Consider the following 25,969-nt stretch of genomic DNA (forward strand, 5'->3'; position numbering starts at 1 on the left):
TAGGCTACATGTTTAGTCCCAAAGTATAATGGTGTATACTATAAACATTTAGCATCAAAGGAAACATTATGGGACAAATATGATCTTGCTACAATAAATTGGACATGAAGAACCCGAATAAATTAAAACAAATTTATTGCTGCAGTTCTTCCCGATATTTAGGAATATTTTCAAAAAAGGCATAAATTGCCGTCTTGAAATCTAAGAATTTTTCATAATATCGATTATTGCGAACTTTTTTATTCATGAATCGCCAAAGGCGTTCAATTAGATTGAGATCGGGAGAATAAGGAGGCAAGAATTTGATTTCTACTCTGGATGTGTTTAGGTAATTTGCGACGATTTTTGACCTATATTAGGCAGCATTATCGCATATAACCACGACTCTTTGTGCAAAAGGATACTTTAGATCCTTTTTCATACCATCCATAAGAGGGTTTCGAATTGTGTTGAGGATGAACCCCATCTAGATAAAGCAGTTGATCTATTTGAGCGAGTTCTTTTTCTAGTTTTTGTAATTCTTGCGAAAAAAGCTTTTTTGCTTCCTCATTCACTTTTCCAGGAATCAGCAAAACAAAGGTTTACAAAAAAAACCGAAGACATAATCATTTCTGAAAATGTCTCTGGTGATGTGGAGCGTAGCGGAATCGAACCGCTGACCTCAACAATGCCATTGTTGCGCTCTACCAATTGAGCTAACGCCCCTTAAAAGTCCTTTAAGATACTACGATTTCTGACTATTTTCAAGCTAAATTAAATCTCTAAAGTTTTAGCTGCTTCTTTCCAACATTGCATAAATAGATTAGATCTCTTGTGATCCTGCTAAAATAAATGGGACATGAAGAACCCGAATAAATTAAAACAAATTTATTAAAGAGGTTCTTATGAGAAAGCAAAAAAAATATGATCGAGAATTTTAAGTTAAATATAGTAAAGCAATATAAAGAAAGCGGGAAATCCATGACATCGATATTCCGTGATTTTGAAGTTCCTATGGAAACTTTAGCCGGGTGAATTCAAGAATTTAAAGAACAAGGAGAAAAGAGTTTTCCTGGATCAGGCGAGATCAAACCCTGCAATGAAGAGATGTATCGCCTTCGCAAAGAATTAGCAGATAGGAAACAGGAAAGAGATATCTTAAAAAAGGCTATGGCTATCTTCTCACGACCAAGAAAAGCAAATTAGAGTTCATGAAAAAGCAGCATTACAAGTGTAGAGTGAAGAAGATGGCAAAACTTTTAGAGGTGTCTAGAAGCAATTTTTATTGCTTTGTTCGTAGAAAGCCCAGTAAAAAAGCATGCATGAGCGTAGTCGATCTATCTCAAGAATTCACGCCGAACTAAAAAAAGAGGGTGTGATTTATTCTCGTAGAAGAATAGCAAAAATCATGAGAGCATAGGGGATACAAGCTAAAACATATAAGGTATGGAAAAAGACAGCTGTAGCTAAAATGCATAAAGAAATAGTTCCTAACTTATGTAAATCAAAACTTTACAGTAGGTGCTCCGAATCAACCTTGGGTGTCAGATATCAGTTACATAGCGACTCGTGAAGGATGGCTATATTTAGCAGTTGTGCTAGATCTGTTTTCAAGAAAAATTGTTGGATTCTCTATGGTAGCAGGATCCGAACGGATCTTGTTAAACGTGCATTACAGCAAGCTATTCTGATCGTGGTTCTCAATATGCAAGTGAAGATTTCAAGAGAAAAACCGATCAACATGAAATTATTTTAAGTATGAGTAGCAAAGGAAACTGTTACGATTGTAGAGAGCTTTTTTCACAGCTTAAAAACAGCGCATGCTAACTTTTGTAAATTTAAAACAAAAGAAGAAGCTATGGATAGTTTATTTGAATATATAGAAGTGTTTTACAACAAAAAGAGGCCTCATTCTACTTTAGGGTATGTCTTTTCAAGAATTTGAAACAAGATGGATGAATCAGCAAAGTATTTGTGTTCTTGCTGTCTAAAAAAAGGTGACAAGATCGGACTTTTATAGAAAGAAATAAAAGTTTTATTTTAATAGTTAATTTTGATCAAATTAAAATAGGAATGTTTTAGATAAGAACTTTGTTTTTTATTGTATTTTCAAAAAAGCCCCTGTGCATACAATGCAAAAAAAGGAGCAGAATTATGGGGGTATTTGACCAAGTAACACTATTACTACCCGACTCTATTTTTCAGTTAAATACTAGCTATCAAGCAGATATACGTAAAAATAAAGTAGACTTAGGAGTAGGGGTTTATAAAAATGAAAATTTGCTTGCAGAGATTTTGCCAAGTGTTGAAAAAGCACAAAAATATTTATTGAAGAATGAAAAAACAAAGACCTATCTTCCGATTGAAGGAGATCCTCTTTTTCTTAAGGCAGTTGGACAATTGGTATTTGGCGCTAATTTTTTTTCTGCTCATCAAGAGAGATTAGTTGCTGTGCAAGCAATTGGAGGAACAGGAGCTCTAAAGTTAGCAGGTATTTTCTTAAAACAAGAACTCTCTTCTAAGGTTTATGTTTCTAATCCTACTTGGCCCAATCATCAAGGGATCTTTAGGAATTGTGGTTTACAGGTCTATTCATATCCTTATTATGACAAATCTAACCGTTGCATAGAGTTTGAAAAACTCATGCAATTTCTCTCTCTTATTGAAGAAAAAAGTATCTTGGTGCTACACGCGTGCTGTCATAATCCAACAGGGATGGATCTAACCCCCGCCCAATCCAAGATCTTGCTTAAGGTATGTCAAGATAAGAAAATCATCCCTTTGTTCGACTGTGCCTATCTAGGATTAGGAGAATCTATACAAAAAGATCGTGCAATGATTAGACTGTTTGCAGAAGAAGGAATGGAAATGCTTGTTGCTTTTTCCTGTTCTAAAAATTTTGGTCTCTATGCAGAAAGAGTAGGAGCTCTATGGATTCTTGTTGAAAGTTGTTCTGTAAAAGAAAACGTCATCAGTCAGTTAAAAAAGATTATACGCACAAACTACTCTAATCCTCCTAAGTATGGAGCGCAAATTGTAACACATATCTTAAGTAGCAATTTAAAAAAAGAGTGGGAATTAGAGCTTTTTTCTATGCGTAAAAGAATGAATCAAATGCGCCATTCTCTATGTGCTTATTTAAAAAAACATCTATTTTTAAAACAAGGGTTAGGAATGTTTGGATTAAGCGGACTGAATCACTCCCAAGTTAAACAATTACAAGAAGAATATGCGATCTATATGACAGCAAATGGTAGAATGAATTTCTGTGGTTTAAATGCAGGTAATGTAAAATATGTAGCACAATCTTTATTAGATGTTATATGCGAAGAATAAATTATCGTTCTTATATATTTCTCACTGGAATTTTTTTTGTACTGTTTTCTTTCTCTCCAGGTAGATCTCTTGTGTTGCGTCAGATGACAATCTGTGCTTTCTCCTGTTTGTGGGAGCGCATCTATTTATTAACCCACCCTCTTCATCTTTCCATGTCATCTGTTGCGAAACAAGAATTAGAAACGCTCAGACAAGAGAATTACTTACTTCATTTGCAAGTTGATCATATTCGGGAATGGCTTTTATCAGAAGATCGCATAAACGAACAAATAGATTTGCTCAAATCTATGAACAGCGCAAGTTCTGAAGAAAAGGAAAAATTGTTTTTGCGTCGTCGCCGCGAAGAAATTATGAAGATTTTACAGCTAAAATCTAAAGCAATTCCTGCTAAGGTCATCTTTCGTGAACCTGGAAGTTGGAGCAACTATGTTTGGATAAATGTAGGAGAAGCCGATAATAAAAATTTACAGGAGGGGGTGATTGCTAAAAACAGCCCTGTTATAATCGGTAATTCTGTGGTAGGAGTGGTTGATCTCATCCATAAAACACAAAGCCGCGTACGCTTAATTACCGATAATCGTCTTACCATTGCAGTAAGAGCTGTTAGAGGAAAACAACAGGACCATTTTTTACTCGAACAACTCAATGCATTGCTATTTTCCTTGGAAAAAAATCAAAATAGCTCTTGCTCTCAAGAGGTACAGGAAGCAATTTCAGCTCTTGCTCGGCTCAAAGCTCAATTCATTCCTGTGAATCAAAATATCTATTTGGCCAAAGGTGAATTACAGGGAACAGGGCGCCCTTTGTGGCGCTCCTGTGGATCTTTCCTAAAAGGAACAGGTTTTAACTATGACTTTTCAGATCAAGAAGGATTTGCTCGAGATTTACGCTCTGGTCTTACCTATGAAAAAGGTTCTAGGCTGCCCTCTATTGCTTTATTAAATGTGGGAGATCTTTTAATCACAACAGGATTAGACGGTGTTTTTCCTGCAGGACTGTATGCTGGAATTGTTTCCAGAGTAGATATTCTACAAGAGGGTCAATGTTTTTATCATTTAGAAGCTATAGCAACCGCTGGAAGTTTTGATGAGCTCAATTTTGTATGCGTTCTTCCTGCCTTGAAATAGCTACAACCGTTCTTTATTTCAATAAAAAACATTGCAAAAAAAGTAAAAATTATTAAAAATCTAGACAATGAGAATTAAGGCATTATGTCTTGCATTGCTTGAAAAAAACTTAAAACATAAGGAGCTTATATTATGAGAAAGAGCATTTGGTTTTTACTAGCGGCTGTGGTTTCTTTATATGGCGTAGCATTTGCAGAAGAGGATAGTAATGAGCCGTCTGGCACAGAGATTGTTTCACAAGAAGATAAACAAGAGCAAGCTCCTGTCTCAGAATGTAGATAGCTAAAGTAGAAGACCATCGGTTACATCTGATGGTCTTTAATCCCATCTAATGCATAGAAAATGGTTTTTTTTAGCTGTTTAAGGCATGAGCAAGAGGCAAAAGCATATTGATACACTTCTTCTCTAATGGGTGTAAGCTCTTGCTGCTCATGATCTATCAAAGAATAAATGTTAGGGTAGTGCTGAGGCAAAATGGTTTGACCACAGCGAAAAAGATATGTGCTTAGAGGTTCTTTTAGATCGTTCTGATTTAAAAAAAACATAGGTCTGTTCACATATAAAAAATCATACCCAATAGAAGAGCGATCGCCAATGTATAAATCGCAATGCTTTAATAAAGGATAAATGGGTATTGGATCTGAAATAAAATACACACCGGTGATGGTTTTGCATTTTTCCTCTAGCTCTTCTACAAGAAAAAGATGTTGTAATTTTAAATTGGGATGAGGTTTAATGAGTAGTGTGTATTTGTCTGGTTTTTGTTCAATTAAAAGATCAATCGCTGAAAAAAACGAGCTAGATTTTTCATAGTCTTGCCAAGTAGGGGCATATAGAATGGTTTTTTTCTGTTCCAGGAGAATTTTTTTTGTCACATAGGTATCATACCAGTCTTTATGTTGCATATAGAATTGATAACGGAAATTACCTGTGGTCACATAGGGTTTAATTAGGTTGTAACGGTTAAAAAAATCAATCATTTGCTGCCCGTATACTAAAAGCAAGTTTTCTTGGCACAGCGCTTCTACATAAGGCTTTATATTTCCTTTATCAGAGTTTCCATGAGGGCACCAAATGGTATGGATCTTTTTTTTAGAAAGCAGTTCTGCAAGGAAGAGAAGTTCCTTGAGCATAATACGCGAAAAGCAAGAAAACACAAATCGATAATTTTTTGTTAGAAAAAAAGGAAGTTCTAAACAATCAAGGTAGAGCGTATCCGTAAATGGGTAGATCTCTTGCGCTTGTTTTAAGATTAGCTTTTCTGTAACAATTAAAGGAATTCCTAAAATAGCGCATAGAGGAGCTAAATGATCCAGATGATGGGTCTCTGGCCCATAAATGAGGCCGGCGGAAGAAGGATGCATGTTTTTGTCCTTAAGATAGCACATTATTGACAGAGATCCATAGGTTCATTTTATTTCTTTATCCGGCTCTATGATCTGAAAAATCTCTTCCCAAATAGGACAGCAAGAATCATATATAGTAGTGCCAATTCAAACAGCTAGCTTAATGGGATTCAAGTCAACGACTTGAAACTTGTCGTTAATCCTATATTTTTCTATGCGATTGAATCGGAACCACTATATTATCACCCGGTTTGGACGCTTTGATTTTTTCCACTACATAAATAAGTTCTTCAGTTGTTAACTCGCCGTATTTTGCTTCATCGAGTAAATCACCTAAATTCTGCATAGGTCTTTGCTTTGTTGGGGGAGTCTTTATTTTGTCTTTTTTCTTCTTCTTTTTCATTTGTTTCCTTTCGTTTCCCAATAATGCTTTCTAGTTTTTCTATGATAAGAAATACATTATGGAACAACTACGATTAAAAAGATGCTATACGATAACAAGAAAGTATTTTAACAGAAAGTTAAAAAAATCTATGAGATTTCTTTATGAGAGTTGCGGTTTCTAATTAAAGTTTGAGTTTGATCCTCAATAAGGAAAAAAGGAGCCTACAAAGAATGCTCTTGATGGAAAGATAGTTGCTCCTTTTCCTGTTTGAGTGGAGAAAAACTCATAAAATCTCCGGTGTTTCTTGGGATTAAAGTTATTTCAGGTTTTTAATGATTTGTTTTACTTCTGTTAATATGCTATCTACAAATTCAGCATCCGACAAGGTTGCTTGTTCAGGGAGGTTCAAACAGCTGATCCCATTTACCAACAGATCGAATTAATTGTGTAAAAGCTACTTCTAAAATTTAGCTCGTCTACTTTCATCAGTTAGCTAAAGAAGACTTCTTTCCAGGAGATCTACTTAGAAACGTCTTGCGTGTGGAAGCAAATTTCTGGATGTAATTTCCAATCGTCCAAAAAGTTTTATCGATGGGACAAAAGAAAACGCTTTAGTCCAATTTTTTTCTCAAAACTTTCCCTAATAGAAAATGTTCTCTTAGCAGAGAATCGATCAGATGTTTTGTACAAGCAGGGGTTATAAAAGTTCTTTTTGTTTAAGTACTATTGCGGTGTATTTTTCTCTTCAGTTGCAATAGCTGTTTTCTTTCTAGGGGGTTTCGGCTTTAAACGACGCTCTTCTTTAAGGCTGCTTTGATTGTCAATGTTCTGTTGATTCATTTTTTTTGTCAATGCTCCTAGCTGATCGTTTAAACTTAAAACCTCTGTTGTCTGTTCATCGTCAAGGGGCATAATCTGCTCTAATTTCAGGTCTTTATTGCTTGGGCCTATGAGGGTTTCCAGTTTTTGGGTAGCAACCAACCTAAGCTCACGCGCTTGATTTAAGCGTTCTAGGAGGGATTGGCGCTGTTGCATAATTTGTGTAGAATGCTCTTTATCTAGTGCTTCTTGATGTAGATTTGCCAGCAGCTCTCGCATTAAGTATACCTCTTTTCGCAGATTGACCTTAATCTCGTCGTGTAGCTGATTCCAATTTTTTTGCGACGCCATATGTTATAAGCTCCTTTATTCTACTAAATAATGGAAATGCTAAAAATATACTAGATCAACTAATTGCTTAATTTATAGAATGATTATCTTTTAAGGGTTTAGATGTTTAAAAATTTGTAATTATTTGTGTCATTGTGGATATAGAAGCTTTAAAAAAGTGGTTTTTGGAACAAAAGAGGGATTTTGCCTGGAGGGTAAGCCCAACGTCTTATGCTGTTTGGATCTCAGAGGTTATGCTGCAGCAAACAAGGGCCAAAGTTGTGGAAGGGTATTTTGAGCGCTGGATGATTTTATTCCCCAATGTGAAAGCGTTGGCCTTAGCTCCTCAAGAGGAGGTGATTAAAGCCTGGGAAGGATTAGGTTATTACAATCGGGCAAGAAATTTACATTTAGCTGCAAAATATATACTCAAAAAATATAAGGGGGTCATTCCGGATAAGAGAGAGGAATTAGAAAAAATTAAAGGCTTGGGCCCTTATACCGTAGGAGCTCTTTTAAGCTTTGCCTTTCACCAAAAAGCCGCTGCTGTTGATGCTAATGTAACACGTGTGCTTGCACGTTATTATCATGTAGAAGAGGATGTTACGAAGGCAGAGACCAAGCAGCTTATACAACTCAAGACGGAAAACCTTTTACCAGAAATTGAGCCTTGGGTGTGTATGGAGGCTCTGATCGAATTGGGCTCTCTGGTTTGTGGCAAAGTAGCTAAGTGTATAAAATGCCCTATAAAAGAGGGTTGCAAAACAAGAGAATTAAAGAGTCAACATCTCTTGCCTAAGAAACCTCCTAAAAAAAAGGTCGAGCTTCTACATCGCAATGTAATTGTACTCATGTATCAGGATAGTGTTTTATTAAGAAAGACAGGATCTGGTTTGATGGCTGATTTATATGAGTTTCCCTATTTTGAAAAAGAAAAACCGCAGGAAGAGATCTTGCTTACATTTCTTGCTAGAGAAGCCATTTACCAACAACACTTAAACGTTGTAAATCATACTTTTACCCATTTCAAAGCAACTTTGTTTCCTTCTATTTGGAGGGCTTTGAGAAAAGAGATGTTTAGCAACTACATATGGGTTTTAACAAAAGATCTGACAAAGTTTCCTTTTTCAGCAGGACATAGAAAAATTATCCAACAGATAGAAGGAATGAGATGAAAATCGTTCATACAGAAAGTTCCATGGGCTGGGGTGGACAGGAGATGAGAATTCTAGCAGAAGCAGAAGGAATGAGACAAAAAGGTCATACAGTATTCTTTGCACTCTCTTCTGGTAGTGAATTAGCAAAGCGCGCTAGGCAGAAAGGGTTTGTGGTTCATACATTTTGTTTTAAATGGAAAGCTCTCTTTTTTACCGTGGGAAAGTTGTTGTTGTTTTTTAAAAAAGAGAGGGTTGATTTGATCAATACGCATTCCTCTTTGGATGCTTGGATAGCGGGGATTGCTGCAAAACTGTCCAAAAAGCCCGTTATTCGAACACGCCATCTATCCACTCCTATCCGAGGGGGGGTAAATGGGTTTATTCTTTATAATAAGCTTGCTGATTTTGTGGTTTCTACTTCTTCTGCGGTGTTGCTTTTGCTGCAAGAAAAAGCTGATTTAAGTCCTTCTCGTATGCAGTGCATTGCAACAGGAGTGAATCCAAAAATTGCTGATGCTGTGCAAGATACTCTTATTTTTCGTAAGGAACTAGGTTTAAGTCCTACAGATATTTTAGTGGGGACAGCTTGTGTGTTGCGTTCTTGGAAAGGGATTCCCGATTTATTAAAAGCAGCTGATTTATTAAAGAATCATCAACAGATCAAATGGATTTTAATCGGAGGTGGGTATTTAGAGAGGTATCTGGTGATGATTCGTGAGATGAAATTAGAAAATGTGATTTGCGTAGGCCATTTAGAATCGCCTTATACAGCCATTAGCGCTTTAGATATTTTCATGCTTTTAAGCGTGGCTCACGAGGGGATCTCTCAAGCCACATTGCAAGCAGCTTTTTTTAAACGGCCCCTGATTACAACTAGTGTAGGTGGCTTGCCAGAGGTATGTATTCACGGAAGTACCGGTCTTAGAGTTCCTTCTTCTGATCCAGAAGCAGTAGCTCAAGCTGTGCTAAAAATGGCAGAAGATCGTCTTTTAAGAGAGCGCTTAGGGGAAAATGCAAAGATGTTAGTAGAACAAAAATATACGATTACCCATACTTTAGATCAAATGGAAGCTGTTTATCAAAAGCTTCTTTGAAAGTTAAGGTTGACTCAAATTATGAAAAAACTTAAATTAGAAGATCCTTTGCCATTTGGCAGGTTAGCTCTTGCAAAAATCTTTTTCTTAGATCGCTCGATAAACCGATCTAAAATCGCTATTTATGCCTGTTCTGGCATTTTTGTCGCTATGTTGGTTATGTACCAGTTTGGAAGGTTCGAAAGCAGATCGTCCGCTTATAAAGAAGCAAATGCTATGTATGCTAAATGGCGAGATCCCCAGGCCTTTAATAAACTAGAAAAAATAGTCAGCTCACACCCAGAGCTACAGACTAAGTTTGGAGGTTTAATTGCACAGCGTCTTTTAAGTATAGGGGAGACGAAAAGAGCAACAGCTTATATGACAAAAGCTCTAGAGAGAGCTCAAGGCTTAATTTCTCCTTATTATACCCGTTTTTCTAAAACAACTCTATTAATCGCCGATGATAAGCTAATGGTTGCTTTAGAAGAAGCAAAACAGTTAAAGAGCGATTTAGAAAAGGACGCTTTTCTATGGGAACAAATGGATTCGCAAAAACGGTCTGGCGGATTGTTATATGCTTATAACTTGATAAGAATTGCTGCCTTAGAAAGAGAATTAGGTTCAAAAGAGGGAGAAAAAGCAGCATGGGAAGAAATTTTGTGCAATGCTGGTTGGTCTAAGGTAGAAGAACCTGCTAAAACCTATGATCCAAAAGCTTATGCTACTCTTGCGCGTAATTTTCAATCGGGGTCCTTTTCCCTGCTTGACTATATCAAGCAGAGAAAAAAAGAATTGGAATAAAGATCTTATTTAGGATGCTGAGCTTGTATCTCTCTTGCTAAATGATAGAGATCTTTACCTCCATGAAGACCTAATAGTAAAAAAATCAGAGGTGGTAAAAAGATAGCTAGGACCAGAACCACAATTGCCAGTACGAATTGAGTGGTTTTTTCTTGTCTAAAGAGAAAATTAAGAACGGCTTTGGAAAAGTAGGCAACTTTTCTAAAGAAAAGAACGCCTAAGATCCCTCCTAAAGCAGAAGCTCCTATAGACCAGGCACAAGAATACATAATTAGCGCAAATAAAAAGGCTAGTGCAAAAGCTAAACAGAAAAAAAACTCAAAACGATGTTGTTTAGCGAATGTTTCAATTTCTTTTACAGAAACTCCTTCTTTTGATTTATTTTCATCCATACGACCTCATTAGTTAATAGTAACCTTATTAATTGCATTAAAATAGTAAATCGAATTTTTTAGCAACCTATTGCCGGTTTCTGAGCTCCTTTATTTGATCTTTTTTTTATTTTCTCAATCTCCTACACTTTTGATCATTCCTAAGAATGAGAGGGTAATGCACTGTGATTGTTCTTCTTTCTGCTAAATACAGTATCCGCTGTCTTTTTAATTACTGTATTATGGGAGTATGTGCTTGTATAATTGCCTTATCAAGCGGTTTACTCTTTTTTTCTTATCCTCTACCTGATGTAAAAACGCGGTTGATGCAAGAGGTAAGTCAAGTTCGTATACCCCTGCATCCCTATGAATTGATTGGCTCTTTTGCTTTAGCCTTAAATGAGTACCACACCTCTAGTTGGGCTAGACGTATTGCTAATGAACTTTTGGTATTAGGTTATAATACTAGGCCAGACCAGCAATCATCTGTTTCCATGGCTTTTTCTTTGAATAAGGAAAAAAATCCTTTCACTGTACAAAATGAGGAACTGGTTTTTCTAGAAGAGAGTAAAGAGGGATTGGTTCGCTCAGAAAAAAAGACTGCGCTCTGGATTCAGCCTATTCTATTAAATAATGGGGCTATTTTAATAAAGGTATCTCGACAATTTCACTCTACAGAGCAAAATGCAGAATTTATTTCTTCTTCTTCAGGATTGTTGCAAATGCAAAACGACGACTTTATGCAACAATTGCAAAATAGCAGCTATTTGAGTTTTGATTTATTGATCCAGCATTATGGGGGCCCGAGGTTTGCCGGATGGGAGAAGAAAGGCACATTAAAGTGTGTGAATCAAATGCAAAACTATGCGTGTTTTGTTTCGGAAGCAGACCTTCTTGTATTTAAAAACCAACAGTGGCAAGTTGCTTCTCTAACCACCAAAACTCAAGGGCTCCCTCTAGCACGAGTGAAAAAACTTCTTCCAGAGCAAATGCAATTAGAGGTTTGGGATGAAAAAGGCTTTTGCTCCAGCTTGATCGAAGTACCTCTGCGGAAAAAAAAGTTTAAAAAAATGAAGCTAGAAATCCCCTTTACCAAGATTCGTATGAGAAGTGCCACACAGGTGAGTTGTAGCTTAGGAAAGAAAAGACTGTTTTTAAAACAAGGGGACTGGTTATTCAAAACTTCTTCTGGATGGTGTCGGTTGGACAAACCAAGAGACATCGAGGATTATGTCTATCATCGTCTCCTAGCGGAAGTATTTATTTTCGATGCAATTGTAAAAGAGCAAGGTTGCTCTTTTATGAAAGGAACTCTTTTTGATGAAACAAGAATGCACATGCAACAAATTCAACTACCTATTCAAACGGAAAAAAAAGAAGCTAAAACGAGAAAAAAAACCTTTCTCTTGTTACCTTTTACTCTTAAGGGGTGTCTATGAAGAACGTTCTTCTCTATTTCTGTCTAGCGACCATTACCCTTTCAGGACAGACCTTATCCGATAAGTTATTACAAAAAGAGAATTCATCCTCTGCTAAAACAGATGTTTTATTAAAAGAGATCAATGAGCGGATTTATCTCTTAAGGTCTCAATTACAAGAGGGATACCACCAGGTGCAAACTCTATATGATACTAAGGCTAATGAAGAACGGTTTCAGGCTCTTTTAGCTGAAGTGAATACGATGAAACAAAAAATCCAGGCACAAGAAAAACAATGGCGAGAAATCGTCATTAAAGAATCTAAGCAAGAGGAAGAAGGATACGCTCTTTGGGATCAAGAAGAAACCACTCTTGCGCATTTAATTATGGAGTATGGTGCATTGGATTACCTCTATATCGTGCCTCCAGAAATGGCAAATATGAAGTTAAATATGCACTCTAATGTCCCTATTCCAAGAGAATCTTGGAATGATGTGTTAGAGATTATTCTCTCTCATAACGGGATTGGAATTAAGAATATAAATCCCTATGCTAGGCAGCTCTATTTACTCAAGCAAGAACCAGCTTGCATTGAAAGGATTGCCTCCTCTTTAGAACAACTGCTCTTAACACCAGAGCACAGCCGCGTTTTTTATGTCTTTTCCCCCCCCATTGAACACATAAAAAGCATTAAGCAGTTTTTTGAAAAGTTCTCTGATCCTAAACAAACCTTTATTTATCAAATCGGTCCCAAGATCGGCATTGTGTCTAACCGAGAAGAGGTACAAAAGATCCTACACTTATATCAGAGCGTATGGGGACAGATGCAAGGGAGGGTTTCTCGTGTGATTCCTGTGCTTAAAATGTCGGTTAAAGAAATGGAAAAGATTCTGCAATCTTTTTTTAGCGAGTCTATCGAGAAAACCCGGACTCCTTTGAATAAGAATGAACAAGAAGGGCTTACCATTTTCTCTCTTTTGCAAGGCAATTCTCTGGTGGCTATTGGTAGGAAAGAGGCAGTGGATAAAGCAGAGCGTGTTGTGCGCGAAACAGAAGATCAGTTACAAAACCCTGCTGAAATGACTGTTTATTTATATCCCTGTCGTCATAGCAGTCCCAATGATTTAGCTCAGGTGTTAGAAAAGGTTTATACCTCTCTTCTAGCTGCTTCGTCTGATACTAAAAAAGAAGCAGAGTTAAATTACTCAGCTCCTGGATCTCCTTTTAAAAGGCCTCCCGATGGATACCCTCCTGTCCCTCCTCTTGTAGTGGCGCCAAAACCGATTCATTCCAACACATTATCGACGGTTGGGATCGATTATGGTAGTGATCATTTTATTCCAGATCCTAAAACAGGAACTCTGTTGATGGTTGTTCGCCGTGATGCCTTAGGAAAAATCAAAAATCTCATACGCAATTTGGATATTCCCAAAAAAATGGTGCAAATTGAAGTGCTATTGTTCGAGAAACAACTCAATTGTGAAAATAGTCTAGGGATAAACCTGTTGAAGTTAGGGACAAAAAATGTCTTGAAATGGAGCTCTAATGTAGCACCAAGCGGATCAGGAGTATTGGAGTTTCTTCTGCACAATAACTCCTCTAAACATTTTCCAGCCTATGATTTAGCATATAGTTTCTTAATGTCACAAGACGATATTCAACTCAATGCAGCGCCTTCTATTATCACTGTAAATCAAACCCCCGCTACCATTTCCATTGTAGAGGAGATTTCGATTAATAATGGAGCAGCTCCTTTAGATACTAATAAGGGGACTGCGTTTGAAAAATCTTTTTCCAGGGCTCAATATGGAATTGTCATTACTCTTGTTCCCACCATCCATCTACCTTCTATAGATGAAGTAAACATGGAGGAAACCGGATTTGTTACTTTAAAGACCAATGTTACCTTTGATACAACAAGGCATGATGAACATAAAGATCGTCCTTTGGTGAATAGACGGCATATTGAAAACGAGGTATGTATTGCAGATGGGCAAACAATTATCTTAGGGGGACTGCGACGAAAAGCTTCTCAAGATAAAGAAGAAAAGATTCCTTTTCTAGGAGATATACCCGGTTTAGGGAAATTATTTGGAGCGACTAAGCTTAGAAGCAACGATACAGAGATGTTTATTTTCATCACGCCAAAAATTATTTTAGATGCTAAGGAGCAATTGCAACAAATTTTATATGAAGAGCTTCAAAAAAGACCGGGAGATCAACCTGAGTTTTTGGACTGTTTAGTAGAAGCACAGGAAAAAGCTCGATATAAAAAGATCAAAAATGGGCTTAGTTGCCTTATAGAGAAATAACTATGGCAATGCTAACGGGGTTTTTAGCAAAATTATCAGGTTTGTTTACGCAAAGAGAGCCTCCTGTTTCTTTAGTAAAAGCGCGTTCCTATATGGGGAATGTGGAAGAAAAAGCTAAAGAATTAGAAATTGCTTTCTATGCAGATCTTTTAGATTTTTTTTGTATAAAAAATAAAATTTCTCCCCTTTCCTACTCCTTTATTCGTAAAAATCAGCTGGTAATATTAGAAGAGCAGAGGGGAAAGTGGCTTATTGCCATGCTCAATCCTTTTGATTTAGAAGCTTTAGAACAGGTCCGATTTATTACGCAAAAAGATACGCAGGTGGTTTTTACAACTCAAGTGGCTTTTGAAAAAGCAATCGAGCAGCTCTTTCATCAAAAGGAGAATGAAGCGTCGGAATATATTGCAAGCCTACAACAAAATCAAGAGAGTTGTTTAGAAGATCAGCAAGAAGGCTATGATTTATTAGAGAGCGTGAGTGAAGTTCCTGTGATTCATCTTTTAAATGTCATTTTAGCAGAAGCTGTACAACAGGACTCCTCGGATATCCATTTTGAGCCGACAGAACAAGGGTTAGAGGTGCGCTATAGATTAGATGGTGTATTGCATATGCGTCATACTCCTCCTTTAGAGCTACAAACCCAACTCATTACGCGAATTAAAGTATTAGCTCGGCTAGATATTGCAGAACACAGACTGCCTCAAGATGGAAGAATTAAGCTGCATATGGGACAAAGACAGATCGATTTTCGGGTAAGCACCGTGCCCGTTGCTTTTGGAGAGAGGATTGTACTGCGTATTTTAGATAAAAATAATGTATCTCTTGGGTTAGATAAGATTGGTATGGATCCTGTTCTGCTGAGTGCATTTAATAAATTGATTCGTTTAAGCGAAGGGATTGTGCTAGTCACGGGACCAACTGGTAGTGGAAAGACAACCACTTTATACAGTGCTCTATCAGAAATTAATTCTTCTGAAATGAATATCATGACTATTGAAGACCCTGTTGAGTACAAACTTCCCGGTATGGCCCAAATTGGAGTCAATCCTAGGATTCATCTCAACTTTGCCACAGGATTAAGGCACATTCTCAGACAAGACCCCGATGTCATTATGATTGGTGAGATCCGTGATAAAGAAACCGCAGAGATCGCTATTCAATCCGCATTAACCGGGCATTTGGTTTTTAGCACGTTGCATACCAATGATGCGCCTTCAGCATTAACTCGTTTAGTGGATATGGGAATTGAACCTTATCTGCTTTCTTCTTCTGTATTAGGGGTATTAGCTCAGCGTCTTGTACGAAGAGTTTGTCCTCACTGTAGTGTTCTGTATCAACCCTTTGATCAAGAGCTCAAAGAGATAGGCCTTAGCAAAAGCGAAGTAAAGGAGGGTCTTTATCGAGGAGCTGGCTGTGAGGTATGTTATGGTTCTGGTTTTAAAGGAAGACATGCTATTTATGAGTTGATGTATGTAGATCACTTGGTTAGACAACAATTACTTCTCTCTGCAGATGCAACTACGTTACAAAAGGTGGCTTTGGCTCAAGGAATGAGTAGTTTACGACAGCAAGGAGCTGTTTTGGTCCAAAAAGGGATTACCACTACTTCTGAAGTATTGAGGGTAACTAAGATTTTGGAGTTAGGTTAGATGCCTTTATTTCGTTATCGTGCAATTACCACTAAGGGTAAAGAGATTAAAGGCGCTATCGATGCGGATTGTTTGGAAACGGCTAAAGAAAAACTGCGCAAGCAACAACTTTTGATTACCTCTTTAACGCATCTACAAAACAAACAAAAAGAGCTGGTTTTACCTCCAACTCTTCTACTTATCTTTACAAAAGAGCTTTCTCAATTACTTAAGGCAGGTCTTCCCTTGTATGAGAGCTTGTTGACCATGGAAGAAAAATACGCACGTCACAAGGCGCATTCTCTATTTTTAGACCTTTGCCATCGTTTGAAAGAAGGCTATCCTCTTTCAGAGTCTTTAAAAAAGTATCCTCATACTTTTGATACCATCTATATTTCCATGGTGCATATTGCAGAGCAAAGTGGGAATTTGGTTTCTACTTTTGAGCAGCTTGTCCAAATTATTGCCCATCAACAGATGGTAAGAAAACAATTAAAATCTGCACTAACTTATCCAGGTGTTCTTTTTTGTTTTTCTTTTCTCATTGTTCTAGGATTACTGCTATTTGTGATTCCTTCCATGAAAGAGCTATTTCAAGATCGAACTTTGCATCCTGTTACTGCCTTTGTGCTTGGTTTGAGTAATCAACTCAATCAACATATTTGGACCTTTTTTTTATCCATGATCATCCTTTGCACAGCAACTTTACTCGCTCTAAAGAAATTTTTTAAAGAGCTTATTTATCCTATTTTGATCCAGTTGCCCTATGTAAGCACGCTTCTTTTTCATAATACCCTTTTGCGCTTATCGCGTACTATGGCTATGTTGCTCAGTGCTGGGGTGCCATTGATTGAATCGATTGCTTTGGTCAAAAAAATAGTTAGACATCCTTCGCTTGAAAAAGTGTTAATCGATGCGCAGCAAAAGCTTGCGCAAGGCAAAAAACTTTCGTGGATCTGTAATGAACATCCTATTATGCCCGCTTTAATGACAAGAATGCTCTCTATTGCAGAAGAGACGGGAAAAATGGAGGAGGCTTTTTTTCATCTTTCTAAAATTTATGAAGAAGAATTAGAGAAACACCTTGCACAGATCTCAGCTTTTTTGCAACCTATCATGTTGATTGCTTTAGGAGCAATCATCGGTCTTGTGGTCTTATCTATTCTTATTCCACTAACCGATGTGGGCTCTTTTAATTAGGAGGAATTTTATGAAAAAAAAACAAGCACTCACTTTATTAGAGATTATGATTGTCATCGTCTTAATCGGTCTCATTGGCAGTGTTCTTGGATTTAGCATGAAAGGAAGTCTTGATAAAGGAAAGGTATTTAAAACCGAGCGGGCTATACAGCTTATTGAAGATACCCTCATGTTAGAAGTGGCCAAAGGAGCTTCTATTACAGATGTAGTTGAAAATGCAGAAACCTATCTGAAAGATTCAGGTATGGTAAAAAATGCAGCGAATATCTTAAAAGATGGATGGGGGATGCCCTTTGTCATTGAAAAAAAAGATGATCAAATTGTCGTGACTTCAAAGCGCTTAACAGAGCTGCAGGCGCCCAATGATTCCATTCAAGCGTCCCAAGAATAGCAGGCCATTCACCCTTTTAGAGGTAATGGTTGCAATCTGTATTTTTAGCATGATGGCCTCTATCAGTGGATGGCAGATCTTTCGTATGATCTCTGATTATAGATTTAACAATCAAGTAGCCAATTGTTTTTCCTCTTTGCAAAATGTACAATCTCTTGCGTTGATTTATCAAACAGACCTATCTTTTGAGATCTTTTTAGAAAATGACACCTATTATTATAGGATTCATTCCGATGAGCCTTTTCCGCCTTCTATTCTAAATCAAAAAAAAAAGCATGCTCTTTCTGCTGTAAAGGTGTGTAAATACAACAAAGAGCTCATCAAAAATAAAAAATGGGAAATCTCCTCCAAGGGGCTCATTTATCCAAGAGGACTGATTTATTTTGCTAAACGAGAAAAAAGGGAGTTGTGGATTGATTTACAAAAAGGCTTTCTTATAAACTGCACTAAAGAACAACCCCTAAAAAATTGGTAGTTATGCAATTACTCTCTCCCGCCTTTAATCATATGGAATCGATTCCTCTAGAATATAGCTGCAATGGCAACGACATAAATCCAGAGTTGATCATAAAAGAGGTCCCTTCTCAGGCAAAAAGTCTTGTATTAATCATGGATGATCCAGATGTTCCCCCATCTATTCGCAAAGATTGTATGTGGGACCACTGGGTTGTATTTAATATTCCTCCAACCACTACGCATATTCCCAAAGATGGTGTGCCTCAAGGGATTATCGGTAAAAATACAGGTGGAACGCTTTGCTATCAGGGACCTTGCCCTCCTGATCGAGAGCATCGCTATTTTTTTAAGCTGTATGCCCTTGATTGTGAGCTAGATCTAGCTGAAGGAGCCAGTAAAAGCCAAGTAGAGCAGGCTATGCAAGGACATATTATTGCGCAAGCAGAATTAGTTGGTAAATATAAGCAATATATTGACAACTAATTTATTTAATCCTTAAGTTGAAGTTTATTAGCTACACTTAAATTTAAGGAGGTAAGGGTGGATATATCAATAGAGTTGGCCAGGGTTTTTGGTCCCTTTTTATTAATTTTAGGATTATGGATGTTGTTTTATCATCACAACGCTCATAAAATTATGACATCGATGAAAAGTACACCTGCTATTTTTTATTGTCATGGATCTATCAATCTACTAATTGGTCTTTTTATCCTTAATGAATACAACTATTGGGATATGAGCTTATTTGTATTGATTTCCATATTGGGTTGGCTGTTTTTAATTCGTGGTCTCATGATTCTGTTTTTCCCACAGCTTTTGGTCAAATGCACAATGAGTTCAAACTCTTCTATTAGGCTAAATGGAATTTTCCCTCTGATATATGGAATTCTTCTTTGCTGGATAGGGTTTTAATAGCTAAAAATCCCTTTTTTAAATGAGGCTATTTAAGCTAGTTTATCTCTTTTTTGCGACATTAATTGTGCTAGGGTTTTCCTATTCGGATCCTGGCACAGTTAATGATTTCTCTATCCTATTTTTTGTTTCAAGGTATGATTTTGCTAATGAAACCATGCTTTTTTCTATAAGAAGCTTCTGAAAATCCACTATCTGATCGGCTAACTTGTGTTCTATTAGAGTAAAGTTCCTCTTTCAGAGAAAGAATGGTTTGTTTTAATGAGTTGATTTGATCTTCTTTAGCATCTACCATAGATTTTAGATTGTGAACAAAATTGTTTAGATAGTTAATTCGTCTTATACTTATACAAATGTAATGATGTAGCTCTTGGCAGCGTTGTTGTAACTGAGCATTCTCCCCATTCACTCTTTTTTCTAGTAGTTCTAATCGATTGGACCCTCCAGAAAATAGGTTAGATATTCTCTCGTAAAGAGTTAACTTTTTTACCGGTCGATTGTTTTGAGGAACATCATAAATAGGTTCTATCTCTTTTAGTGCTCTCATTTGGCTTGGCTTTCTAGAAAAGAGATTAGATATTTTCTCATATAAACGAGAAAATATTTTAGATATTCTCTTGTAAAGAGTTAACTTTATTGATTGATTGTTTTGGATGTTTTGATAAGTAAGTTTTGAGGGAATAGAAGGATTTGTAGAAATAGCCATAAATAAAACCATTATTAATTATAGATCATGATTCATACTATTTAATTACATTATTATATTTTTATTAAATAGTAAATAAAATAATATTTTTATTTATTGAGATGGAATAAATTTTTAAATTTCTATATAAACTTAGAATTTTACAAAAATTAAGAAGTGCTTGCTGATGTTCTCTTAAAGAAGATCAACAAGCACTAAAATAGCAGTCTGGTTTTTTAGAAAAATTTTAAGAAGGCTTATGATTTTTAGTGAATTCAAGACATTCTTTAATTATTTTATCCAAATCAGCCCATTCATCAGATGAATTAGTTTTAGTCGCATCTTTTAGGTTAGTAACTTGCATATCTTCTCGAAAAGTAACTCTTTTTTTAGAGAGCGAAGTTTCAACAGGCTCGAATTTAGGTTTATTTTCCTGAGGTGGGGGTAGAGGAGGGTTCTTTTTTTTAAGGGTTTTAAGATTTTGTTTAGCAATAACAATAGCGGATAAATTAGGTCTAATCGCTGCTTGCGATGCTTGCGATGTTGCAGAGATAACATGCTTCTTTTGTATTTCTTTTTCAGAGAAAGGAAGATCAGCGGTAACTGAGGGCTTTTCATTTTGGGTTTCATTGTAACATATAGGACTGCTTCCTCCTAATGCCTGGTTTTCAATAGTGGATATCTTTTTATCTGTAATAGTAGAGTTAGATTGCGGTTTTTTTTCATTTTTAGAGTACTCTGGCATTGGGGTTAAGCGTATTGTACTAGATCTAGATAGTGGCACGGGTTTTAGTTTCGGTGCTTGCAATGTTGCAGAATTTTCTTTTGTATTATTACTAAAGGGGATATTGAAGGGTGTGTTTGGGATTCCTGATGAATTAGCTTTAATCGCATCTTTTAGATTAGTAACTTGCGTATCTTCTCGAAAAGTAACTCTTTTTTTAGAGAGCGAAGTTTCAACAGGCTCGAATTTAGGTTTATTTTCCTGAGGTGGGGGTAAAGGAGGGGTTTTTTTTTTAAGGGTTTTAAGATTTTGTTTAGCAATAACAACAGCGGATAAATTAGGTCTAAACACTGCTTGCGATGTTGCAGAGATAACATGCTTCTTTTGTATTTCTTTTTCAGAGAAAGGAAGATCAGCGGTAACTGAGGGCTTTTCATTTTGGGTTTCATTGTAACATATAGGACTGCTTCCTCCTAATGCCTGGTTTGCAATAGTGGATATCTTTTTATCTGTAATAGTAGAGTTAGATTGCGGTTTTTTTTCATTTTTATTCAACAAATGGTATGGAAAAAAAGTCTTTTGAGTTGATGTTATAGAGGTCATAACGCATTAATCCTATTTTTGAAATGCTAAAATATTACTGATTTAATAAAAAACAATCAATATTCTGTACCATAAAATAAGTAAATAATAATGAACAAGGAGATTCTCAATTTATATTAATTAATAGACTTATTGCATAATTCTCTATTTTTAAGCTCTCATTTATAGATTCCTATCCTAACAAAAACATTAGATCTCTTGCATAACTTGTAGATAATCTATAAAATAATTAAAATTTTAAAAGGTTTTGTAATGAAATACGATTGTTTAAAGGATTTTAAGAACGAAGAGTTTCGTCGATTAACAGGAGTAAAAAGAGCCACATTTGAGAAGATGGTAGATATCTTAAAAGAAGCAGAATCTTCTAAAAAAAGGTTTGGAGGAAGACCCCATAGATTATCTATAGAGGATTAGCTTCTTATGACCCTTGAATATATGAGAGAATATAGAACCTATTTTCCTTTTGCAGCATCCTATCATATTTCAGAAAGTGCTTGCTAGCGGCCAAAAAAAACCAAAGATATTTTTATTCAGGAAAAAAGAAAAGGCATACGTTAAAAAGTCAGGTGATAGTAGACAAAAAGAGCCAGAAGGTTATTTGCACTGCATTTAGTAATGGTAAGCGTCATGACTTTCGATTATTTAAAGAATCTAAAACGAAAATCTATCCAAAGACCAAGGTAATTACGGATACAGGATATCAAGGGCTGCAAAAGATTCATTCCCATACAAATATGCCTAAAAGAAAAAACAAGAAAAACCCTTTAACAAAACAAGATAAAAAAAATAATCAATCCCCTGCCAAAGCACGTGTAATTAATGAAAATGTAATCGGAATGCTTAAGCGTTTTAAAATCATAGCAGATCGATATAGAAATCGACGGAAACAGCTTTTGCCTAAGATTTAATCTTATAGCAGGAATCTATAATTGGGAGCTTTAAAATTCAGGTTATGCAAGAGATCTATTTCGAGCTATTATACTAGTTTGATTTCAAATTAAGAATTGCATAAATGGGTTTTTTTGAAAAAGCTGCGCTATCTTGTAAGAAGATGTATAGTAGATTAGGTGGTAATTAAAATTTAGGTTTCAGAAGAACTCTAATACATTTAACTAGCTTCTTTTCAAGATGCACAAAGTCTCAACATGGTTACTCCCAGGAAAAAACAAGTATCCAAAAACTTTTTCCACGCGCCAACCGCTTTTTAGCAACCTACCACAATCGCGTATAAACGAGCTTGTAGAGCAACTCAAGTAAATAAGTTGCTCCGCTTGGGATTGATCAATTGCATCAAGCACAAAGGCTTCTAAGCCCTTTCTTGGAGGATCAACAACAATTACCTCAGATGTTTTAAGTAGCCCTAAACTTTTCTCCATCGATGTTGGATGGAAAAACATTTTGTTTTTTATTTCCTGAGAAAGGAAAGAGCAGGTTCGATCAAAGCACTGTTTAGCAAAGGGATTAATTTCAATACATTGAACCTCTTTGCTAAACGAAGCAAGATTTAGCCCAATAACCCCCATTCCAGAATAACACTCACAAACCCTTTTTGATGGAAGAGCTTCTTGGCAAATGATGGATAAAGCATGCTCAAATAAGCTTAAATGAGATTGAACAAAGCAAGCGGGATGAATAGAGCAAATAATCTTTCCCAATTTTTTCCGAAGATACATTTCACCCGCACACAATAACCAATTGTCACCAAAAATGCGGTTGGTTTTTTCTGTATTAAAGTTCAACCAGGTCGAATGAAATCCTCCTAAAGAATAAAGATGACGGATCCACGCATGAAGTTTATTTGTAGACTCAGAAATATTTACAACAATAGACAACTGAACCATCTGACTCTTTTCTTCCACCAAAAATTGTAGATAGCGCACTACGCCCTTACATTCATCATACGGTGTAATTTGGAAATCAATCATGGTTTGTCTTACCTGTTGATAACTCTTGAGAATGGCTCTGTGGTGCAAGGGACAATTAGGAATGGAAACCACATTGTGAGTTCCTCTTTGAAATAAACCAATAAGAGGAAAGTTGGCATCTCCTCTTACCGCAAGCTTAGCTCGAAAGCGCCAGCCTTGTGGTTCTTGATAGATGAGCGGAATTTCTAAGTAAGGGACCAGCTCAGCAAAAAATTCTTGTAAGGAAGAAAAAACAGGGGGAACAAGTTCTTGCCCTTGAAAGTCACAACCCGAACAAATAGGAAAATAATCGCAATGAAGCGGTGTTGAAAATGTGTTCATAACCATGTCCATAACCTTGTTAACAAGGTGTTGATTGTTCAAAAACGCTACTTTATCATCAACCCATCTTCAATTCATGAACAATTTATTTCCTCTATAAAAAAAAGCCTACTTATGAACACTTTCACACACCCATAAGAAGAAGACATATATATATAAGAGTAGTTAATAGAATTTAAGGCATTAGGTTCAAAGAAAAATACCTAGCTAATTAACGTAACTAAATACTATAAGTATTTTTTTTAACCCTTTGGAGCCATGTTAACTTTAAGCCAATTTGAAATCATTCGTCCTGCTTACGAAAGCTCCCAAGAAGAAACATTGAGTTGGCTCATTCAAGCGCATACGCAATCAGAAGCTTACACACAAGGAAAAAAGGCAGAACAAATTCAACCTTTTACACTTAATCTCAAACAAAAACTGGATCACGTTGCCTGTAAACCGAATCGAATTGCAAAAAGAGGGCATATTTTAAGCGATTTTTTACATACAGAGTGGGAAAAAATGAAGGTTTATCGTTTGGAAGAATCTTCCTTTGGAGTGGATTTAACAACCCGTTCTAAAATTTTTTCCGATCAGGTGGAAGCTGCATTTGAACAGTTTTATCCCAAATCTGCCATTTCTCCAAATCACTTAATCCATGTAACTTGCACTGGGTACGTTTCTCCTAGCGGTGGACAAAAAATGGTTTCCCAAAGAGATTGGGGAGAGAAAACCATTGTTTCGCATGTTTATCACATGGGGTGTTCTGCTTCTATCCCAGCCTTAAGATTAGCTCAAGGAGCTTTGCAAGCAGAAAGTTGTATCGATATCGTTCATACAGAGATTTGTTCTTTGCACACAAATCCTTCTTTGCATGAATTAAATCAATTGGTTTCTCAATCGTTGTTTGCAGATGGATTTATAAAATATCGAGTTCAAGCCAGTTGTTCCTCTGAGCATTTTCAACTCTATATTCTTCATGAAGAACTGGTTTCTAATTCCTTTAATGCTATGCACTGGAAAATGGAAAACTGGGGATTTGCTCTTTCTCTATCTCAAGAAATACCCGCTTTAATTGCTCAGTCTATTTATCCTTACTTGGTTCGTATGAGTCAAAAATCGGGATTTACTATCGAATATATCTTAGAAAATGCGCTTTTTGCTATTCACCCAGGAGGGCCTAAAATCGTTCAATCTATTCAAGCTGTGTTAGGTTTAAGTTTTGCTCAAGTATCTCATAGTAAATTCATCTTGCAACAGTTTGGCAATATGTCTTCTGCTACTTTGCCACATGTGTGGAAAGAAATTTTAAAAGATCCAAAAGTTATATCAGGATCTCTTATTGTAAGTTTGGCTTTTGGCCCAGGTCTTACGATTTGTGGATCTATAATGGAAAAGAGGTCACCATGTGGGTAGTACCTGTTATCCCGTTTGTTTTACAAGCCATCGCTATGGTTTTTGATGAGGGGTATTTTCATATAAAAAGAACGTTGCCTCTTTGGGAGAGAATTGGGCACCCCATTGACACCTTGAGTGTTTTGATTTGTTTTTTCTTTGCTCTTTTTGTCCCTTTTTCTTTTTCGACCTTAAAAATTTATTTGCTTTTTGCTGCTATCTCTTGTGTTTTGGTAACTAAAGATGAATTTGTACATAAGCACCATTGCTGCGCAAGGGAAAATTGGTTACACGCTCTGTTATTTACTCTCCAACCGATAACCTTAGGACTGGCTGGGTTTATTTGGCCTATTAGTCAGGAAAAGCCTGTTGCCAGCTGGATGCAACATTGGTTGAGCAAACCACAAATCTTGCATAATTTTTTACTATTTCAGGTAGTTGTGCTTATTCTTTTCCTTGTCTATCAATTAATATTTTGGAACTTAGTTTGGAAAGAAAAATGCGTAGAAAAAGAATAATTAATAACTCCTTTTATAAGGATCATCCCGTTGCTTTGTTAAGGGCGGAAAACGTACTTCGAAAGAATTGGATAGCTTCTCAAATAGCTTCTCACCAAAGTATTTTAGACATTGGTTGCGGTACAGGTTTTCTTGCAAATTTTTTGGCTGAAAAAGGACATACAGTAACAGGAATAGATCTTTCAGAAACAAGTTTAGAAGTGGCGCGTTTACACGATCAAACCAATTCAGTAGAATATATTAAAGCCAGCGCCTATCATCTTCCTTTTGAAAAAACAAAATTTGATGTTGTATGCGCAACAGATATTTTAGAGCATCTAGAATATCCAGAGCGGTTGATTCAAGAGGCTTCTAGAGTGCTTCGTCCCAAGGGACGCTTCTTTTTTCATACCTTTAATCGCACCCTAGCTAGTTACATTATTGTGATTAAAGGAGTAGATTGGTTTGTTCGAAATGCTCCCCAAAATATGCATATCTACTCTTTGTTTATTAAGCCAAAGGAATTGCAGAAAATGTGTTATTCAAATGGTTTTAATGTAGAAAACTTAAAAGGATTTCGCCCTAAAATTTTGACCAAAAGTTTTTTTCGCCTTTTATTGACTAAAAAAATTTCTAGCGATTTCTCTTTCTGTTTTTCTTCTTCTCTCAAAACAGGTTACTGTGGGGTTGCGCAAAAAGTTCACTCTCGTGCTTGTTATGAAAAAATTTAATAATTAAGACAGAAAAAATCTCTCTGCACATTAACTCGGTTATCCTTTAAAATGAAAGA

26 protein-coding genes, 1 tRNA gene and 2 pseudogenes are annotated in these 25,969 nt (G+C 36.3%); 19 read left to right on the forward strand and 10 right to left on the reverse strand.

The features are described from left to right. Positions 1 to 133: 133 nt before the first annotated feature. The 3 genes from RHABOEDO_RS00620 to RHABOEDO_RS00630 form a co-directional block, all read right to left on the reverse strand. A complete protein-coding gene (locus RHABOEDO_RS00620; protein ID WP_215216434.1) occupies positions 134 to 343 on the reverse strand; it encodes a transposase in 210 nt (69 codons plus the stop codon). Positions 344 to 365: 22 nt separating this feature from the next. After that, a complete protein-coding gene (locus RHABOEDO_RS00625; protein ID WP_215216394.1) occupies positions 366 to 554 on the reverse strand; it encodes a hypothetical protein in 189 nt (62 codons plus the stop codon). A gap of 78 nt (positions 555 to 632) precedes the next feature. Next, positions 633 to 705, reverse strand: a tRNA-Ala gene (locus RHABOEDO_RS00630). A 791-nt stretch (positions 706 to 1,496) separates the two neighbouring features. Here RHABOEDO_RS00630 and RHABOEDO_RS11645 point away from each other — a divergent pair. From RHABOEDO_RS11645 to RHABOEDO_RS00655, 4 genes and pseudogenes are all read left to right on the forward strand, one after another. Next, positions 1,497 to 1,924 (forward strand): annotated as a pseudogene (locus RHABOEDO_RS11645) (IS3 family transposase); the annotation flags it as partial. A 209-nt stretch (positions 1,925 to 2,133) separates the two neighbouring features. Then, a complete protein-coding gene (locus tag RHABOEDO_RS00645) occupies positions 2,134 to 3,315 on the forward strand; it encodes an amino acid aminotransferase (RefSeq protein WP_215216396.1) in 1,182 nt (393 codons plus the stop codon). A 152-nt stretch (positions 3,316 to 3,467) separates the two neighbouring features. Further along, positions 3,468 to 4,442, forward strand: a complete 975-nt coding sequence (locus RHABOEDO_RS00650) for a rod shape-determining protein MreC (RefSeq protein ID WP_220017651.1) — start codon at positions 3,468 to 3,470, stop codon at positions 4,440 to 4,442. Between the two features lie 132 nt (positions 4,443 to 4,574). Continuing rightward, a complete protein-coding gene (locus RHABOEDO_RS00655; protein WP_215216398.1) occupies positions 4,575 to 4,724 on the forward strand; it encodes a hypothetical protein in 150 nt (49 codons plus the stop codon). 20 nt (positions 4,725 to 4,744) lie between these two features. Here the strand turns inward: RHABOEDO_RS00655 and RHABOEDO_RS00660 are convergent, their stop codons facing one another. The 3 genes from RHABOEDO_RS00660 to RHABOEDO_RS00670 all read right to left on the reverse strand — a co-directional run bounded on the left by RHABOEDO_RS00660 (position 4,745) and on the right by RHABOEDO_RS00670 (position 7,343). Beyond that, on the reverse strand, positions 4,745 to 5,806 hold the full coding sequence (locus tag RHABOEDO_RS00660; RefSeq protein WP_215216399.1) for a CDP-glycerol glycerophosphotransferase family protein: 1,062 nt from the start codon (positions 5,804 to 5,806) through the stop codon (positions 4,745 to 4,747). Positions 5,807 to 5,990: 184 nt separating this feature from the next. Then, positions 5,991 to 6,191 carry a hypothetical protein gene (locus RHABOEDO_RS00665; protein WP_215216400.1) on the reverse strand — a complete coding sequence of 67 codons (201 nt, stop codon included), beginning with the start codon at positions 6,189 to 6,191 and terminating at the stop codon, positions 5,991 to 5,993. 705 nt (positions 6,192 to 6,896) lie between these two features. Further along, positions 6,897 to 7,343: a hypothetical protein gene (locus tag RHABOEDO_RS00670; protein ID WP_215216401.1), complete on the reverse strand. Its 447-nt coding sequence runs from the start codon at positions 7,341 to 7,343 to the stop codon at positions 6,897 to 6,899. A gap of 233 nt (positions 7,344 to 7,576) precedes the next feature. On the opposite strand from RHABOEDO_RS00670, the gene RHABOEDO_RS00675 reads away from it, so the two are divergent. Genes RHABOEDO_RS00675 through RHABOEDO_RS00685 form a run of 3 tightly spaced genes read left to right on the forward strand, consistent with a single transcriptional unit; the run spans position 7,577 to position 10,356 of the window. Further along, the gene (locus RHABOEDO_RS00675; RefSeq protein ID WP_220017652.1) at positions 7,577 to 8,497 is read left to right on the forward strand and encodes an A/G-specific adenine glycosylase; all 921 of its coding nucleotides are present in this window, start codon (positions 7,577 to 7,579) and stop codon (positions 8,495 to 8,497) included. Next, a complete protein-coding gene (locus RHABOEDO_RS00680) occupies positions 8,494 to 9,573 on the forward strand; it encodes a glycosyltransferase family 4 protein (protein ID WP_215216403.1) in 1,080 nt (359 codons plus the stop codon). Before RHABOEDO_RS00675 ends, RHABOEDO_RS00680 begins: the two co-directional genes overlap by 4 nt. Positions 9,574 to 9,594: 21 nt before the next feature. Then, positions 9,595 to 10,356, forward strand: coding sequence for a hypothetical protein (locus RHABOEDO_RS00685; protein ID WP_215216404.1), 762 nt, complete (start codon positions 9,595 to 9,597; stop codon positions 10,354 to 10,356). A gap of 5 nt (positions 10,357 to 10,361) precedes the next feature. Here RHABOEDO_RS00685 and RHABOEDO_RS00690 read toward each other — a convergent pair whose 3' ends face one another. Beyond that, complete coding sequence (locus RHABOEDO_RS00690; RefSeq protein WP_215216405.1) at positions 10,362 to 10,748, reverse strand: hypothetical protein; 387 nt, start codon at positions 10,746 to 10,748, stop codon at positions 10,362 to 10,364. A gap of 164 nt (positions 10,749 to 10,912) precedes the next feature. On the opposite strand from RHABOEDO_RS00690, the gene RHABOEDO_RS00695 reads away from it, so the two are divergent. From RHABOEDO_RS00695 to RHABOEDO_RS00730, 8 genes are read left to right on the forward strand one after another with little or no spacing between them, the layout of a single operon-like run. Beyond that, complete coding sequence (locus tag RHABOEDO_RS00695) at positions 10,913 to 12,166, forward strand: hypothetical protein (protein ID WP_215216406.1); 1,254 nt, start codon at positions 10,913 to 10,915, stop codon at positions 12,164 to 12,166. Further along, positions 12,163 to 14,457, forward strand: coding sequence for a type II secretion system protein GspD (locus tag RHABOEDO_RS00700; RefSeq protein WP_215216407.1), 2,295 nt, complete (start codon positions 12,163 to 12,165; stop codon positions 14,455 to 14,457). The genes RHABOEDO_RS00695 and RHABOEDO_RS00700 overlap by 4 nt, the downstream gene beginning before the upstream one ends. Before the next feature lie 2 nt (positions 14,458 to 14,459). Continuing rightward, positions 14,460 to 16,109 carry a type II secretion system ATPase GspE gene (gene gspE / locus RHABOEDO_RS00705; protein WP_245397529.1) on the forward strand — a complete coding sequence of 550 codons (1,650 nt, stop codon included), beginning with the start codon at positions 14,460 to 14,462 and terminating at the stop codon, positions 16,107 to 16,109. After that, positions 16,110 to 17,288, forward strand: a complete 1,179-nt coding sequence (locus RHABOEDO_RS00710; RefSeq protein WP_215216408.1) for a type II secretion system F family protein — start codon at positions 16,110 to 16,112, stop codon at positions 17,286 to 17,288. A 10-nt stretch (positions 17,289 to 17,298) separates the two neighbouring features. Next, positions 17,299 to 17,679: a type II secretion system protein gene (locus RHABOEDO_RS00715; protein ID WP_215216409.1), complete on the forward strand. Its 381-nt coding sequence runs from the start codon at positions 17,299 to 17,301 to the stop codon at positions 17,677 to 17,679. A 25-nt stretch (positions 17,680 to 17,704) separates the two neighbouring features. Further along, the gene (locus RHABOEDO_RS00720) at positions 17,705 to 18,154 is read left to right on the forward strand and encodes a hypothetical protein (protein ID WP_215216410.1); all 450 of its coding nucleotides are present in this window, start codon (positions 17,705 to 17,707) and stop codon (positions 18,152 to 18,154) included. A 2-nt stretch (positions 18,155 to 18,156) separates the two neighbouring features. Further along, on the forward strand, positions 18,157 to 18,618 hold the full coding sequence (locus tag RHABOEDO_RS00725) for a YbhB/YbcL family Raf kinase inhibitor-like protein (RefSeq protein ID WP_215216411.1): 462 nt from the start codon (positions 18,157 to 18,159) through the stop codon (positions 18,616 to 18,618). Between the two features lie 57 nt (positions 18,619 to 18,675). After that, complete coding sequence (locus tag RHABOEDO_RS00730) at positions 18,676 to 19,047, forward strand: hypothetical protein (protein WP_215216412.1); 372 nt, start codon at positions 18,676 to 18,678, stop codon at positions 19,045 to 19,047. A 130-nt stretch (positions 19,048 to 19,177) separates the two neighbouring features. On the opposite strand, the gene RHABOEDO_RS00735 is transcribed toward RHABOEDO_RS00730, so the two are convergent. Both RHABOEDO_RS00735 and RHABOEDO_RS00740 read right to left on the reverse strand, forming a co-directional pair. Next, a complete protein-coding gene (locus RHABOEDO_RS00735) occupies positions 19,178 to 19,753 on the reverse strand; it encodes a hypothetical protein (RefSeq protein ID WP_215216413.1) in 576 nt (191 codons plus the stop codon). A 226-nt stretch (positions 19,754 to 19,979) separates the two neighbouring features. Continuing rightward, positions 19,980 to 21,059: a hypothetical protein gene (locus RHABOEDO_RS00740; protein WP_220017654.1), complete on the reverse strand. Its 1,080-nt coding sequence runs from the start codon at positions 21,057 to 21,059 to the stop codon at positions 19,980 to 19,982. Between the two features lie 252 nt (positions 21,060 to 21,311). Between RHABOEDO_RS00740 and RHABOEDO_RS00745 the strand changes: the two are divergent. Then, positions 21,312 to 22,001 (forward strand): annotated as a pseudogene (locus RHABOEDO_RS00745) (transposase family protein). A gap of 170 nt (positions 22,002 to 22,171) precedes the next feature. Here the strand turns inward: RHABOEDO_RS00745 and RHABOEDO_RS00750 are convergent. Next, positions 22,172 to 23,311, reverse strand: a complete 1,140-nt coding sequence (locus RHABOEDO_RS00750) for a class I SAM-dependent RNA methyltransferase (RefSeq protein WP_220017655.1) — start codon at positions 23,309 to 23,311, stop codon at positions 22,172 to 22,174. A 252-nt stretch (positions 23,312 to 23,563) separates the two neighbouring features. Here RHABOEDO_RS00750 and RHABOEDO_RS00755 point away from each other — a divergent pair, with 252 nt between their 5' ends. The 3 genes from RHABOEDO_RS00755 to ubiG are packed head-to-tail and all read left to right on the forward strand — an operon-like array spanning position 23,564 to position 25,910. After that, on the forward strand, positions 23,564 to 24,703 hold the full coding sequence (locus RHABOEDO_RS00755) for a 3-oxoacyl-[acyl-carrier-protein] synthase III C-terminal domain-containing protein (RefSeq protein WP_215216416.1): 1,140 nt from the start codon (positions 23,564 to 23,566) through the stop codon (positions 24,701 to 24,703). Next, entirely contained in the window at positions 24,694 to 25,200 is a 507-nt protein-coding gene (locus RHABOEDO_RS00760; RefSeq protein WP_215216417.1) for a hypothetical protein, read from the forward strand. The genes RHABOEDO_RS00755 and RHABOEDO_RS00760 overlap by 10 nt, the downstream gene beginning before the upstream one ends. Next, a complete protein-coding gene (ubiG, locus tag RHABOEDO_RS00765; protein ID WP_220017656.1) occupies positions 25,170 to 25,910 on the forward strand; it encodes a bifunctional 2-polyprenyl-6-hydroxyphenol methylase/3-demethylubiquinol 3-O-methyltransferase UbiG in 741 nt (246 codons plus the stop codon). Before RHABOEDO_RS00760 ends, ubiG begins: the two co-directional genes overlap by 31 nt. Positions 25,911 to 25,969: the final 59 nt, after the last annotated feature.

It is taken from the genome of Candidatus Rhabdochlamydia oedothoracis (genome assembly GCF_019453995.1).
GTDB lineage: Bacteria > Chlamydiota > Chlamydiia > Chlamydiales > Rhabdochlamydiaceae > Rhabdochlamydia > Rhabdochlamydia oedothoracis.